12 protein-coding genes are annotated in these 15,435 nt (G+C 43.9%); 3 read left to right on the forward strand and 9 right to left on the reverse strand.

What is annotated here, in order from left to right; genetic code table 11:
- Positions 1 to 9 precede the first annotated feature (9 nt).
- From IGI86_RS10385 to IGI86_RS10415, 7 genes are all read right to left on the reverse strand, one after another.
- A complete protein-coding gene (locus tag IGI86_RS10385) occupies positions 10 to 897 on the reverse strand; it encodes an SDR family oxidoreductase (RefSeq protein WP_005235175.1) in 888 nt (295 codons plus the stop codon).
- Positions 898 to 1,142: 245 nt separating this feature from the next.
- Positions 1,143 to 2,843 carry a DUF4091 domain-containing protein gene (locus IGI86_RS10390; protein WP_061054301.1) on the reverse strand — a complete coding sequence of 567 codons (1,701 nt, stop codon included), beginning with the start codon at positions 2,841 to 2,843 and terminating at the stop codon, positions 1,143 to 1,145.
- A gap of 2 nt (positions 2,844 to 2,845) precedes the next feature.
- Positions 2,846 to 3,817, reverse strand: coding sequence for an alpha/beta hydrolase (locus IGI86_RS10395; RefSeq protein ID WP_061054302.1), 972 nt, complete (start codon positions 3,815 to 3,817; stop codon positions 2,846 to 2,848).
- A gap of 3 nt (positions 3,818 to 3,820) precedes the next feature.
- The gene (locus tag IGI86_RS10400; RefSeq protein ID WP_061054303.1) at positions 3,821 to 5,185 is read right to left on the reverse strand and encodes a glycoside hydrolase family 1 protein; all 1,365 of its coding nucleotides are present in this window, start codon (positions 5,183 to 5,185) and stop codon (positions 3,821 to 3,823) included.
- The gene (locus IGI86_RS10405; RefSeq protein WP_061054304.1) at positions 5,178 to 6,083 is read right to left on the reverse strand and encodes an ROK family protein; all 906 of its coding nucleotides are present in this window, start codon (positions 6,081 to 6,083) and stop codon (positions 5,178 to 5,180) included. Before IGI86_RS10405 ends, IGI86_RS10400 begins: the two co-directional genes overlap by 8 nt.
- A 9-nt stretch (positions 6,084 to 6,092) precedes the next feature.
- The gene (locus IGI86_RS10410) at positions 6,093 to 7,445 is read right to left on the reverse strand and encodes a PTS sugar transporter subunit IIC (RefSeq protein WP_016613439.1); all 1,353 of its coding nucleotides are present in this window, start codon (positions 7,443 to 7,445) and stop codon (positions 6,093 to 6,095) included.
- Between the two features lie 19 nt (positions 7,446 to 7,464).
- Positions 7,465 to 9,666, reverse strand: a complete 2,202-nt coding sequence (locus IGI86_RS10415) for a glycoside hydrolase family 3 N-terminal domain-containing protein (protein WP_422708805.1) — start codon at positions 9,664 to 9,666, stop codon at positions 7,465 to 7,467.
- Positions 9,667 to 9,766: 100 nt separating this feature from the next.
- Here IGI86_RS10415 and IGI86_RS10420 point away from each other — a divergent pair, with 100 nt between their 5' ends.
- The 3 genes from IGI86_RS10420 to IGI86_RS10430 all read left to right on the forward strand — a co-directional run bounded on the left by IGI86_RS10420 (position 9,767) and on the right by IGI86_RS10430 (position 11,928).
- Positions 9,767 to 11,002, forward strand: a complete 1,236-nt coding sequence (locus IGI86_RS10420; protein WP_016613441.1) for a helix-turn-helix domain-containing protein — start codon at positions 9,767 to 9,769, stop codon at positions 11,000 to 11,002.
- Between the two features lie 106 nt (positions 11,003 to 11,108).
- Positions 11,109 to 11,366 carry a hypothetical protein gene (locus tag IGI86_RS10425; RefSeq protein WP_005235163.1) on the forward strand — a complete coding sequence of 86 codons (258 nt, stop codon included), beginning with the start codon at positions 11,109 to 11,111 and terminating at the stop codon, positions 11,364 to 11,366.
- Positions 11,367 to 11,712: 346 nt separating this feature from the next.
- On the forward strand, positions 11,713 to 11,928 hold the full coding sequence (locus IGI86_RS10430) for a hypothetical protein (protein WP_061054308.1): 216 nt from the start codon (positions 11,713 to 11,715) through the stop codon (positions 11,926 to 11,928).
- A gap of 20 nt (positions 11,929 to 11,948) precedes the next feature.
- Here IGI86_RS10430 and IGI86_RS10435 read toward each other — a convergent pair whose 3' ends face one another.
- Together IGI86_RS10435 and IGI86_RS10440 are read right to left on the reverse strand one after the other, a co-directional pair.
- Positions 11,949 to 13,418, reverse strand: a complete 1,470-nt coding sequence (locus IGI86_RS10435; protein WP_008378658.1) for a glycoside hydrolase family 1 protein — start codon at positions 13,416 to 13,418, stop codon at positions 11,949 to 11,951.
- Between the two features lie 91 nt (positions 13,419 to 13,509).
- The gene (locus IGI86_RS10440; protein WP_016613444.1) at positions 13,510 to 15,411 is read right to left on the reverse strand and encodes a beta-glucoside-specific PTS transporter subunit IIABC; all 1,902 of its coding nucleotides are present in this window, start codon (positions 15,409 to 15,411) and stop codon (positions 13,510 to 13,512) included.
- Positions 15,412 to 15,435 lie beyond the last annotated feature (24 nt).

The following is a 15,435-nucleotide window of genomic DNA, read 5'->3' on the forward strand; positions in this document are numbered from 1 at the left end:
CTAGGAATTTTAAGCGAAGAAGCTACCGCCAGTTACACTGTAAACTTGACCAGTTACATAACTTGCTTCATCAGAGGCTAAGAAAACATAGACTGGTGCTAATTCGACTGGTTGTCCAGCACGTTTCATCAGTTCTTTTTGACCAAATTCTGGGATCGCAGATTGTGGCTGTCCACCCGAAATTTGAAGTGGTGTCCAGATTGGACCCGGAGCCACCGTATTGACCCGAATGCCTTTTTCACTTAATTGAGCAGCTAGCCCTTTACTAAAGGAAGTAATAGCACCTTTCGTGGCTGCATAGTCTAAAAGATGGGCACTAGGCTCCGCACTTTGGATCGAAGTGGTCGTGATGATGCTCCCACCAGCTGGCAGATAATCCAACGCTTCTTGGACTGTCCAATACATCGAGATGATATTCGTTGTAAAGGTATCTTGAATTTGTTGTGTAGTCAACTCTTTGATGTCCTTCACCGCTTGTTGCATCCCAGCATTTAGAACCAACGTATCTAACCCGCCTAATTCTTTGGCTGCTTCATGAACCAATTGACGAGCGAAAGTTTCATCTTTCAAGTCTCCTGGGATCAAAACTGCTTTGCGTCCGGCTTTTTCAATGACTGCCTTGACTTCTTGCGCGTCTTCTTCTTCAAAAGGAAGATAGTTGATTGCAACATCGGCGCCTTCTTTGGCAAAAGCAATCGCTGCTGCTCGACCAATACCAGAATCACCACCGGTCACTAATGCTTTGCGTCCAGCTAATTTGCCTGAACCTGCGTAGCTTTCTTCCCCGCAATCAGGTACTGGCTGCATCTTTCCTTGAATTGCCGGTGCTTCTTGCACCTGTTTTTCAAATTTGCCATCATAATACTTCGTTAACGGATTGTTGATTTTTTCTGACATGCTCGTTTCCTCCTTGATTATTTCTACTTCTATTTGTCATAGTTTGTTATGACCTTACTTAAAAGTGTAAAGGAAGATGGAGGGAATGAAAAACGAAACGCTCACCAGAAAAAAAGCATCTGTAAGAAAACAGATGCCTAGTAAAACGAAAAAGCTGCGTGAATCAGTAGTGAAAACGCCCACAGGTATCTCACTATTCTTCTGGAAAATCGTAGTGAAATTTCTGGGTGCAGTGTTTGATTTTGCTACTTTTCTAGCAGTTCGAGGAGGGCCCGATGAAAGGCCTCAATCTCCTCCGCGGTCTGTAGAAAAACATCGGGATGACTGTGATGGCTGTCGATCATCCAGTGTTTCGTGTCTGTAACTTTAAGAAAATCTGCTACTACGGCGTCGGTTTGATGCGGTTGTGCAGCTTGAGCGGTCTTCAAGAGATAGAAATCTTCAATCCCCCGCTGTAGTTGTTTATACCTTAGGGACAACAATAAATGTCCGTGATTGCCAGGATAGACGAAACAAAGATCACCGATCGGTAGTGAGCTCGTATTGTACCGAATATCGGACCGAGCATGTTCTGGCCAGCAATTGTAGGCCCAACGCAGAAAGCCGTCTGTTTTGAACTGATACGATAAGATTCCTTGCATTCGCGTCTCTAACAGGGGACTATGCAAAAAGGTATTTGGTTTGTCCGGATAATTGCAGACATAGTACTGCATCTTGCCCGGATGGCTTTGTGCTAGTGTTTCGTAATGGTTGCAAGTACAGTAATAGGAAGTCACAGGATGATCGATCACTGGCAGCAGCTCAAATAACACGTCTTCTTTATCAAAAGCAGCTTTGATCTGGATCGACGGATCAATTTCTTTTAAAACAGCTAACGAGGCTCGGAAACTGTCGATTTGATGTTTCTTCGGTTCGTCAGAAACGATGCGAACCTTCTCCCACAGATTCTTTCCTTTAAAATAATCAAATACTTGGCGTAGATACTCCTGCAACTCAGCTTTTTGATTAATAAAGCCAAAGGCGCCTTTCCCTTCATCATAAAAGCGAATCACCAATTTTTCTGGATGGTCCAAGTTGACTAACGGAAAAAATGGCGGTTCCCAGACCCCTAATAAACCAAACACGTCAATTTCTTCTTTGATACCCGCAGCAAAAAAACAATCAAGGTAACGTGTCAGCACAGAAAAATCGCAGGAAAGTTCTCCGTCTGGCGTCTTTTTGACCTTTACCATCGAATACTCATATAAATTGGCGGGATAATCTTTGACGATGTAATTGAACCAGCCCTTCCAAGGAATCTCTCCGGCGATCACTGTGATCGCTTTTTGTCCGATCACAGCGAGACTCTCAGCCATTTCCTTGATCAAGTCAAAGTGGGCATCGCTCCATAACGGAACGTCAAAGGTGCGAGCCAAATTGCTGGGCTGCTGCCACATATTTAAGTGGAACGTCTCTAAATAATCTTTTGGAAAAGTAAAAGCGTCCACTTCAATCGTTAGGTTCTTTTCTAACAAGCACTCCTCTTGGCTAGTCAGATGTGCCCGATAGACCTTGATTTTCACAGGATAAGCTTGCGGTTTGATCGTCTCATCGATCTGCCACTCCAAATAAAGAGGCGCAAAGCGATCGCCAGGATAGGTTTTGGCAGTTCGTTCAAGTAATTTATCGGCGTACGCCAATTCCTGCTGACCGACATAATAGTCGACGAATTGCGCTTTGACCGGCAATTCGCTAAAAATCTCAACGCGTATCATGGGAATCTCGATTTCATCGGGGATCGAAAACTCGTCGCCAATAATATAATGATTGCGGTTGCCATCGTGCAGCAGCAACTGACAAGCAGCAGTACTGTTACGAACAGCTGATAACTGTTCAATCGCTTGTGGCTCTTGGGTGATCAATTCTGTTGAAGCCTTATAGCTTTCATGGACCAGGATTGCTTTCATTTTTACTCTTCCTTTCTAGGATCAATCAGCTGCAAAACAAGCGCTTGATAAGAAACATTCTCAAAAGCTTCTGGCATGATCGTTAGTAGTTGCTGCAAGCTGATGTTTTTTACGATTTTTAAGCGGCTTTTGTCTGCCCATGATGGAAAAGCCTGCAACAGCAAGCGTTTGTTTTCACCTGACTCGAGTAATGCCCGAATTGGCCACTGCCCTAAATCAGGAAACAAAGCTGGCTGGGCAACTTTATCTGCCCAGTTCAACTCTAGCCATTCGACGCATTCATCAAACCAACGGGCAAAACGTGGATCAACCATTTCTTTACGATTACCGAAGCGTTCGGTCGCCAAAGAAAGACCGTGACGTCCTTTTTGGAAAATATGACTTTCAAAGGGAACCTCGTGATCTTCTAGGGCCTGCAGATACGCCAATGAATTTTCGATAGGAACGACATTGTCTTCAAAGGTTGAAAACAAAAAGGTGGGCGGCGTATCTTTTGTGACACATTCCTCTAATGAAGGGGCATCGATCTTCATCACAGTAGCAAATGAAGACAATATCGCTGGGTAGCCTAAAATACATAAGCTCGGTTTCATTGAGGAGAGTGTTGATAACGCCGCTGCCAAATGGCCGCCGGCAGAAAAGCCGATCACAGCGATTTTTTCGGCATCGATTCCCCATTCACTTGCAAGTTCTCGGATTTTAGTAATCGCTTTTTCTGCATCTGCTAAGGAATGGCTGAAACTGCGATGTGTCCCTACATGATAGCGTAAGACCCCGGCGTGAAAGCCTTGGGCAGCAAAATTTAAGGCAATTGGCTCAGCTTCCCGCTCACTGCAAAAGGAGTAGCCGCCACCGGGAATCACCAAGACAAACGGACGATCGCCCACCCGTTCATACTCGGCTTTTTCCTCATGCAGGTACACTGTCAAACCGGCTTGCGCTTCTGGATCAAATAGATATTCCTGAAAAAACATCGCTTACTCTCCTAACCCGTTTTTATCGATAACGTTTTGATACCAATAAAAACTATCTTTCTTGTATCGCGCCAAGTCCAACAGCTGATCGTCCGTACGATTGACATAGATAAACCCGTACCGTTTAGCGATGCCTTCGTGAGTACTGACGAGATCAATGGCACTCCACGGGCAATAGCCGATCACATCGACACCGTCTTCGATCGCCAATGCCATCTGTTTTATGTGCTGCTGCAAGTAGTCGATGCGATAATCATCGTGGATTTTACCATCAGTTGTCAAAACATCCTTGGCACCGATTCCGTTTTCCGTGATCAAAAGAGGCAGACGATAACGGGAATAGATTTCGTTCAACGTAAAGCGAAAGCCTTCTGGATCAATAGGCCAACCGAATTCAGTCATGGGCAAATGGGTGTTTTCTACTACTTGGAAAAAGCCAGGAATCCCGAAACCAGACTGTTGATCGAGTTTTGTCTCTTTTTGAAAATAGCTGCTGACGGTCATCGTATTATAATAATTCAATGCGATGTAATCACATGTTCCAGCTGCCAAAATCTTTCGATCTGCTTCAGTGACTGTCGGTGCTGCACCAATCGTCTCTAACAAATGCCATGCGTTATGGTTGTATGTGCCGAAAACAGCCGCATCTAGGAATAACCAATTTCTCAGCGCACTCATAGAAAGAGCTGCCAGCTGATCGGCTGGTTTTTCAGAAGCTGGATAGACACTGGCGATATTCGGTGCTGGGCCAATCTTGCCGCTAAAATTACCGGCATGAAACTGTTGGGTCACCAATGCTTGGGCCACTAGCATATGGTGATTTTCTTGAAATTTTTCTTTCATGGATTTTTGACTCGTACCAATGACCGAACCAGCAAGTGCCATCACATTTTGCTCGTTGATGGTTTGCCATAGCGGTACTTGATGACCAAAGTTTTCGAACAGTACTTGGCAGTAATCAGCAAATGCTTGGATCGTCTCTCGGTTTTCCCACCCACCTTGCTTCGCGATCGCAACGGGCAGGTCAAAATGGAAAACGGTGACGATCGGTTGAATCTCGTTTTCTAGTAGCAGATCGATCAGTTTTTGATAAAACGCCAATCCTGCTGGGTTGACCTGACCATCGGGCATGACTCGACTCCATGATATGGAAAAACGATAGGCTTTTAACCCTAATTCTTTAAACAATTTCACATCTTCTTCATATCGGTGATAGTGATCTGATGCTACTTTAAAATTAGTGGTCCCTTGCGGAATCTCTTTGATATCTTGCACTGAGGGACCTTTGCCGTCTTCTGCCCATGCGCCCTCTACTTGATAAGCACTAGTGGATGCTCCCCACAAAAATGCTTCCGGAAATTTACTCATCCCACGGTTCCTCCTTGGCTGCGCCGATCAAATTGGCGTCCGCTTGAAAATAAGCGGCTTGGATCGCAACTGGCTGCAGCGTTTTCTCAATGATTGGTGCGGTTTTAAAAATAGTTTGATAGCTGCTAGCTATGGCTTCGATCAAGCGTGGCTGACGGCTGATCCCGCCACCGATAACGATTTTCTCCAGAGCTAAAAGACACTGAAGATCGAAACACAAGACAGCGACTTCTTTGGTATAAGTTAAAAATAAAGCCTCTGCCTCAGGATCAGCAGTTTTCGTAAGGGTATCAAAGACCAAAGGACCATCAGGCGCGATAGCCATACTAGCAGCCAAACGCTCAATTAATCCGACAGCCGAAAGACCGATCCCCACAAAAGAGTCCGCGCCTCTCATTTGTCGGTCACGAATCATAAAACTGACTTCACCAGCTTGTCCATGATGCCCACGATAGAGTTTTCCATTGAGACAAAGACCAACTCCCACGCCGGTTCCTAAAATGATCGCCGCACCATTTTGGATCCCTTGCAGATTGCCGGCTTTCATTTCCCCTAGCGCGGCGGCTTTTGCGTCGTTTTCGACAGTAACCTCTGTCACCATGCCATCGCTTAACTGGCAGATCAATTCTGGCAAATTTACCCCATCAAGGTATGGCAAGGCACCACCAAAGAAGACCGTCCCTGTTTCATTAACTGAACCAGGGACTGCGATAGCCACTTTCGTGAAAGAAACTTGACGGGCATAGCTTTGGAGGATCGTTTTGATAGTTTCACTAAATGCCGCCAGCGTTGCCGGGGTGGGAAAACTTCGTCCGTCGGTGACTTCATTGTTTTCAACCCATCCCGTTTTGATGTGCGTCCCACCGATATCAATTCCTAAATAAACCAAATGTGCCACTTCCTTTGTTTACGCTTGAATTTCTTCCACGACTTTTTCTGTCATTTTTGCTGCTTCACTTGCTTGCTTTTTTTCAGCAGCCATTTCTAATTCGTACTCTTTTTTATCCGCAATTTTTAGAAACGGATACCACATAACAATACCGATCAGCATACAGATGATCATTAAGATCGTGTAGTTAAGCCCTCCTGAAAAGGGCATTTTGATAAAAGTCGGTGTGGTCCATGGCAATAGACTCATGGTTGGATTCAAGCTGATTGGGAGGATCGTTGTTGCCAATCCCCAGGTCACAAAGCCAGCGATCAATTGTGTAAAGACTTGCGGAATAAAGAACAACGGATTCAAAATAATCGGCATCCCGAACATGATTGGCTCTGTGATGTTAAAGATCGACGGGATAAACGACAATTTTCCTAATTGTTTCATTTTTGCCGATTTGCTGCGGATCATAAAGAAGGTCACAAAGCCCATGAAGCCAGCAGCATACATGCCCATATAAATCACTGAAGGAATCAGATAAGGCAGCGCTTGTCCTTGTTGGTAAGCGGCAATATTTGAAACGACCATGGTCATACTAATCGCCCCGAGCGGTCCTTGTAAAACTGCATTATGAATTCCGAAAAACCATAAAACAGCTAATAATTCCATAATGATGATGATCGATAGCGGGCTAGCAACTAAGGAGTTCAACGGCGCATTGATCACATCGATAAAGAATTGGAAAATCGAACCGGATGAAGTAAACCCAAATAAGACACGTAAGACAAAGACGACTGCAAAAATGATCGTGACAACAAACACTGGTGCTAAAGATTGGGTTACCATTGGGGGAACACTATCCGGTAGCTTGATCATAATGTTTTTTCTCGATAAGAAAGCATAAAAGCGAGTGACCAACAAAGCGGTCAGCATGCCGATAAACAGTCCTTGTCCGCCTAAGAAATCAAGCTTCAAGGCACCAATCGTTTGTTCCACTGCTTGGCCATCTTGCATGACAGTTGTTGCGACGGTTTGTGGCATCAACATAATGAAACTAGCTAAAGAAATAATCGCTGAATTGCGTTCATTGCTTCCTAATTGTTTTGCGTAAGAATACGCCAAACTGTATACAACATACAAGGCAAAAACGCCAGTTGCTCCGTTGGTGATCGCTTCAACATGCTGGAAGATGCCAATTTTCGTCAAATAGTCCGTCCAACCGGGAATCGGAAAATTTCCAATGATCGTGATAAACGCAATTCCTAAAGTGATGGGACTTGTTCGAATAAAACCCTCCATCAAAGCGGCCAATACTTTGTTTTGTTGTAATTTTTGTGACATTGGTAATAGTTTGCTACTTAAAAATGCTTCTAATTTTTCCATTTTCTCTCACTCCTTTAGTTTAAATCGTTACACTAAGCATCGTTTCTTTTTGATCGATCCGCATTAGAAATCGATAAGTACCTTTGGTTATGTGTTTCTTCCCTTGATTGTCATAGAAAACAAGTTCTGACAATGGCAATGACAATCTGCGCTCTTTTTCTTCCTGGGGCGCGAATGAGATGAGGTCACTTGCGATTAATTGGCGACTTGGACGAACCACTGCCGCTGGACGCTGCATGAGATAAAGTTGAATGACGGTTTCTGCAGCTGTTGCTGATTGGTTTTTCACTCGATAAGCCAATTGGATCGTCTCGCTAAATACTTCACTACCAAGCCATTCTCCAGTAAACGAACTATAACTAAGACCTGTTCCGAATGAGAATAAGGGTTCATTTGATTCATCGCGGTATTTTGACAAAAAGCGATCAGAATGCTCACTATCTGTCAAAGGTCTGCCCGTTGGCAGCTGGGCACTGTATAGTGGGATCTGTCCTTCACTACGAGGAAAGGTCATCGCCAGTTTTGCCGTCGGAGAAGCCTGCCCACTCAACAGATTGGCGATCCCGATCCCGCCCATCGTTCCTGGATACCATACGAGCAACAGACTATCAAATAATGCTTCCACTTGTGTTAAGACTAACGGTCTGCCAGTGTAAAGCACGCCAATCAAAGGCTTGCCAGTCTTTTTCAACGCTTGGATCAAACGAATTTGTTTCAATGGCAGCTGCAAATGAGCTTTTGATGCCCCTTCGCCGCTCTCCAAAAACTGCTCTCCAAAAGTCAAGACGATAACTTCGGCGGCTTCGGCGGCTTCCATAGCTTCCAAAAGCAACTGATCTTCTGGTTCGATCGGTCCATTCAGCTGTTCGATCCCGGCTTTTAAAGGACCAAATTGCTCATACGAGTCGAATAGATTGTATCCACGAGCAAAGATCAAGTTTTCGGGTGCGAAATGCTGCAGCAAACCGGATTTTAAAGGAATCGTGTCTTGTGGCTTGCCGCTGACTGACGCCCAAAAACCTAAGGTCAACCGGCTTTCTCCATAAGGACCGATCACAGCGACGGTTTGGTCCTTTTTCAAAGGTAAGCTGCCCTCATTTTTTAACAGCACACAGCTTTTTTCTACTAGCTTAACGGCTAGCTCTTTGGCTTCATCCGACAAAACTTCTCCCGTCTGTTGCGTTTTCAACCCTCGATAAGGGTCTTCAAACAGTCCTAGTTGATTTTTTAATACCAGAATACGCCAAACTGCTTCGTCTAATAAAGCCGCGAGTTCAGGTTGCTTGATCAGTTCTGGTAAGTAAGTTGCATAGACCGATGTCATCATATCAAAATCAACGCCCGCTTCCAAACCTTTCTGAGCGGCCTCCCGTTCATCTTTGACAAAACCGTGGGGGACCAATTCTTTGATGGCGGCATGATCGGAGACCAGTACCCCATCAAAACCGAAACGTTCGCGCAAAATCTCTCGGTTCAACCAGCGGCTACCCGTTGCAGGTTCACCATTCAATAGGTTGAAGGCTGTCATCACTAGCAGTGCTTGGGCTTCGATCGCCGCTTGATAGGGTTGCAAATATTCATTGAATAAGCGCTGATTGGACATATCGACCGTATTGTATTCTCTGCCCGCTTCGGGTGCACCATAACCAGCAAAATGTTTGATGCAAGCAGCAACGTGATTTTCTGCCACTCCTTGATCAAGATTGCCTTGGTAGCCGGTCACGACGCTTTTAGCAAAACGTTTTGCCGTATACACATCCTCTCCTGGCGACTCCATCACTCTGCCCCAGCGAGGATCGCGAACAAGATCCAGCATGGGTGAAAAGATCACATGAAGGCCATTTTGGTAACATTCTTTGGCGGTCATCTCAGCGGCTTGCTCGATCAAATTAAAATCGTAGGAACCTGCTTGGGCAAGGGGAATCGGAAAAATGGTCCGAAACCCGTAGATGACGTCCGACATAAACAGCATAGGAATCTTGAGTCGGCTGTGTGCTAACGTTTCCCTCTGTAACTGAATCAATTTTTGGTAATCGTTCACATTATAAATCGAACCAATCTCGTGAATCTTCAAATTTGGTGGAAGCCCTAAATCTTGCATCGGGCCAGTAGTCATCACCTCATTTTCAATGACTAAACTGCCATTCAATTGAATCGTCTGAGCGATTTTTTCTTCTGGCGTCAATTGCTGAAACAATTCTTTCAATTTTTTACTATCCATGTTTACTCCTTCCTGTAACCGTTTTATTCATCTGAATTATAGAAAGAATCCTTCCTTAGATATACTAAAAAACTAGTGTTTATAATAAATTGTTTATTGAATGCTAAAAAATTTACGTTATACTAAAAGAAAAAACAATGTTTGGACTTTGAGGTGTCTCATGAACAAAACAACACTTACGACCGCCATGGATCTGCTTTATCGCAAATATTTGATCCCGATGATTCTCTTGGATCAAGAAGGGACTCCGCTGTATCCCCCACTCACCTTAACAGCCAAGAATCCTCTGAAACACTATTTGGAAGAAACGAACGGCCCAGTTGCAAATCTCTATCATTTCGGCAAATATATGCTTGGTTGTTTTGCGTTTCAGTTAGCTGGAAAAACCTGTTATATGGTCATCGGACCCTGTGGAGTGATTGGTACACCAGATACGTCTTACCTATTTCTTGAACATGAATACCACTACAATGTGCACTATTCCAAAGAAGACAAATACTCCTTTGAAGAATACATCCAGCTGCTTTATACGCTGTTTGCGGAGCAGCCGTTGGCAAAAGACCAAATCCATTGGCATTACCAAACTGAATCCCACGACCGATCCATGCAAACAGATCTTAGCTTGGAAACCAATCTTTATGAACGCCGTGTGCATGAAGCTACCTTTGATTCCTATCATTTTGAATTGCGCTATCTTGACTACATCAAACGAAACGAGCCGGAAAAAGTAGTCTGGGTATTTAACAAAATGAAAGAGACCTACAGTGTTTCCCTTTCCCCTCATGAACTGGAAGGCTTAAAACTAAAGTTTTCGGCCTTTGTCGCTGTCGTGACCCGCATGAGCATTGATGAAGGAGTACCAGTCAACCAAGCATTCGGCTTATCTGATTCATTGATCCAAGGTCTGGTTTATATTCATTCTGCCGAGGAGTGCCTCCGCTATATCAAAGAAGCCACCTACCGCTTTATGGAGCTTCTGCATAGCTATCCGCTGGCGCAAAAATCACTGTTGGTCAAGACGATTGTTAATTATGTCGACAGCCATCTCTATGAAAAAGTGACCATTGATGACCTCGCAGCCATCACTCAAAAACATAAGACCCATCTATGTAATCAGTTCAAAAAAGAAATGAACAAAACGATCCACAGTTACATTCAGGAACGAAAAATCAGTGAAGCCAAACATTTATTGTTGTTCACAGACTATTCCTACGAAAAAATCAGCACCCAATTAGCCTTTGCCAATCAAAGCCATTTTATCCGCAATTTCAAAGCAGTTACGGGGCAAACACCAAAAGAATTTAAAGAACAGCATTACGCCCATGCTTTAAGTTGAAAACACAATTTCCGAAAAAATGCTCAGAAACAATGGTTATTATTTTTAATAACAAACGTTGTAAGCTATCCTTTTACTCAAATCAATTTGAATGAGGAGAGATAAAATGATCCAACTTGCTCGCTTGATCTTTTGGGTACCAGTCATCTTTTTTTCGTTAGGATTGATCATCGTAACGAAACGATTGCCGCGTTTCACATGGGTTTCCTTATCCATCACGGTTTCTTTAGTGATCTTTGTTTGTAAGATTTTAGAGTATTCCTATACGATGCCTGACATGCAGCTAACTTTCTATTTTATGGGTTTCTTGATTTCGGCTAGTCTTCTTTGTTTTATTTTCTACTTGAGGATCAGAAAACGGTGAATGACAGTGGCGGGTTTTCCACGTAAATTAGTCAGGTCCCCAGTAACTAGGGACCAATAGCTTCATCAAATACACGGGTTTCTTCCTATCTTTTTAAAGAACTCCCCTCCCCTGAAAAGGGGCTTTTTTATTGCTAGTTCTGATTCTAACCTCAAGCTTACTGTGTTACTCTAGAAAGATTCGAATCAAAATACAAGGATGTGCCACTCGTTTTTCTCCCCCCTTCCTGCACACAATCGTTATTCCATGAGCTCCTTGCCTTTTTAACGAACTAAATATATAATGAATTTGCAAAATAATAACACGAAAGAACAAATCATCAATCCTCATAAAAGGAGCTTGCCCTATGAACTGGCTGACCTTTGTCGTCCAACCACTGACCCTGTTGTTTTTTCTTACAGTATTCTCTCTTGTCTATTTGATGCCCGAAGCCGTTGTGCCTAAGCCCAAAATGAAAAAATGGGCGTTGACTGTTTCATTGATCTTTCTAGCATGGCAGCTGCTAACCCCCTTTCTCTTCTTTTTTTACCGAGCACAACAAAAAAGCGGCTCTCTTTTTTGAGAGCCGCTTTGGTTTATTTTTTAATCCTGTAACAAACTACCGCCATTGGTAGCAATGACTTCTTTGTACCAGTAAAAACTATCTTTACGGGAACGGTCAAAGCTACCGTTTCCTTCATCATCCGCGTCTACATAGACAAAGCCGTAGCGTTTCGACATTTCTGACGTTGAAGCCGAAACTAAGTCGGTACAACCCCAAGGCGTATAGCCCATCAATTCCACACCATCTTCGATCGCTTCATACATTTGTTCGATATGCGCCTTCAAATAATCGATTCGATAGCTGTCATGGATCGAACCATCCTCTTCCACCGTATCCAAGGCACCTAAGCCGTTTTCAACGATAAACAATGGTACTTGGTAGCGGTCGTACAAGTTATTCAAAGTCACACGCAAGCCGATTGGATCGATTTGCCACCCCCAGTCAGAGGCTTCCAAGTATGGGTTTGATTCGCCTAAAGAAAAGTTGCCGGCCGTTGCTTCGCCGCCTTCTTCAGGATTGTGGCGGGCAATAGAACTCATGTAGTAAGAAAAGGACATGAAGTCGACAGGGTATTGCGCAAGAATGTCTAAATCGCCATCTTCGAAGGTCACTTCGATGCCGTTTTCTTTAAAGAAGCGCTTCGTATACGCTGGATACTTCCCACGAACTTGGACATCAGAGAAGAAGAGATTCTCGTGGTCACGCTTGATTTCTTCCATCACATCTGCTGGATTTGGTGTAGCTGGGTAGGCTTGCATCCGTGCCAACATCATCCCTACTTTGATATCAGGATTGATTTCGTGGGCAAATTTTGTTGCTAAACTAGAAGCCACAAATTGATGATGCACAGCTTGATACATGTCAGAAAGGTTTTGCGTGCCATCTTCGGATAACAAGGCACCGCCAACATAGCCAGAGATCCCCATGATATTGATTTCATTGAAGGTCAACCAATATTTGACTTTGTCTTTGTAGCGGGTCAACACAGTTTCTGCGTATTTGACGAACAAATCGATCACTTGGCGATTTTTCCAGCCGCCATAGTTTAACGCGATCCCGATAGGTGTTTCGTAGTGAGAGAGGGTCACTAAGGGTTCGATCCCGTATTTTGCACACTCATCAAATACGTTGTCATAAAATTGCAAGCCTTCTTCATTTGGCTGAACATCGTCACCATTTGGAAAAATTCTTGACCAAGCGATGGACAGACGGAACGTTTTAAAGCCCATCTCTGCGTACAAGGCGATATCTTCTTTGTAACGATGGTAGAAATCTGATCCCCAACGTTTTGGATACAAGCCCTCTTTGTCATTTAAGGCAAACAAGACTTTTTCCCGAGTCATTGGTGCAGCAAATTCTGCCATGTTTTTACGGTCTTCTGGTTTGACAGCGATCGCCGTATCGGATGTCGCTGGGCCACGTCCGCCTTCGTTCCATGCTCCTTCAAATTGGTTGGCTGCAGTGGCGCCGCCCCATAAAAAGCCTTTTGGAAATTGTTTTTCTGTCATGATTAGCCTACTTTCTTTTTCTTTATTGATCGACACAGCGGATCAGTAAGAAAGCATTCTTACTGATCCTACGACGTGCCGATAAACGCATTTATTTTACGACTTCGATCAAATTGTCGTTCGCTGTTACTTCTTTTGACTGTGTCGTTTGGATGTCACTGTAGTCGTTAGAGTTTGTGACGATGACTGGTGTCAGTAAGGAATAGCCTTCCGCACGAATCGCTTCAGTATCAAAAGAGATCAATTTTTGACCGGCTTTGACTTTGTCTCCTTGGTTGATGTAGGCAGTAAAGTGATTGCCTTCAAGTTCCACCGTATTCATGCCGATGTGGATCAATAATTCTGTCCCATCCTCAGTGACTAAGCCGATGGCATGTTTTGTTGGAAACAAGATTTTGACTTCTGCATCTGCTGGAGCAGTGATTTCACCGATCGCTGGTTCAACGGCGATCCCTTTTCCCATAGCACCTGAAGAAAAGACTTTGTCTTCCACATCTGCTAAAGCAACCACTTGACCGGTTACTGGGCTTTTGACTGTTTCATCTTTGACGCTGGCAGAAACGGTTTTTACTTCTGGTGCTGGTGCTGCTGGTGTTGCTTGACCGTCGACTGGTGAATCAACAGTTGTATACAAAGTTGGTACTTTCAATAACATCATGATGATAAATGACGCTACGATTGCAATAACTGTACCGATGGCTAAGTGGATCACGCTATGGAAGCTGCCTGTTGCTGGATCGATATATGCAGGGTACAAGAAGATACCCATACCGCCCATTGCGTAACCAGTAACGTTAAAGATTGACAAGTAGATACCAACGAAACCTGAAACTAAACAAGAAACGATAAATGGTGTTTTCATTGGCAAAGTATAACCGTAGATCGCAGGTTCAGTCACACCGAAGATCGATGAGATCAATGCTGGCATTGCGCCTTGTTTGACTTTTGGTTCTTTCGTTTTCAACCAAATCGCTGCTAGCACACCCGTTTGCGTGAAACATGGTAGCACTGCGGCGGTCAAAATAATCGAAGAGCCGTTTTGCGCCATATCCATGATCGCCAATGGCACAAGACCCCAGTGAAGACCAAACATTACCAATACTTGCCATAATGCCCCTAAAGCAAATCCATAAATGATTGGGCTGAAATCATAAACCGCTTGGAAAGCAATACCGATCCAGCTAGATGCTGTATTTGCGACTGGACCTACCACAAAGAAGGTCAACGGCACAGTGATCAAAATCGTTACAAAAGGAACCACAAACATTTTGACTACATCAGGTGTAACTTTGCGCATAAACTGTTCAATTTTCGAAGCGACAAAAATCGCTAAAATAATCGGCAATACGCTATTAAAGTAGCCACCTGCTGGTAAGGTCAAGGTTAGACCAAAGACTTTGCTCGCTTCAGCAACGCTTTCTGCTAAACCAGGATAGACCATCGCACCTGCAATCGCTAATGCTGTATAGGTATTCATCTTGAATTTCTTTGCAGCAGTTACGGCTAAGATCATAGGTAAGTATTGGAACAAACCATCGCCTAGGGTATTCATTACTACATAGATTCCATTGGTCGCTTCCATCCCAGTTGCTGCAAGTAGCGCCGTGATCCCTTTTAAAATACCGGCTGCCGCTAATGGACCTAAGAACGGTTGAAACAAGCTTGAGATGACATCGATAAAGCGGTCAAACAAACTGCCTTTCTTTTCGTCGCCTTCGTCGATATCAAGACTGCCGCCATCGGCTAATCCGCCGACTTTCAGCACTTCATCGTAAACATCTGGCACATGATTACCGATAACCACTTGGTATTGTCCGCCTGCTTTGACAACGGTCACGACACCGTCACGTTTTTGCAAATAATCTGTGTCTGCTTTGCTTTCGTCTTTTAAGTGGAAACGTAAGCGAGTCACACAGTGTTTTACAGAAGAGACATTTTCTTTGCCGCCAACGTGGGCCAAAATGTCTTGTGCTAATTCAGTATATTTTGCCATTTTGATTTCTCCTTTTTAATAGAT

It is taken from the genome of Enterococcus sp. AZ188 (assembly GCF_050544075.1).
Lineage (GTDB): Bacteria > Bacillota > Bacilli > Lactobacillales > Enterococcaceae > Enterococcus_D > Enterococcus_D entomosocium.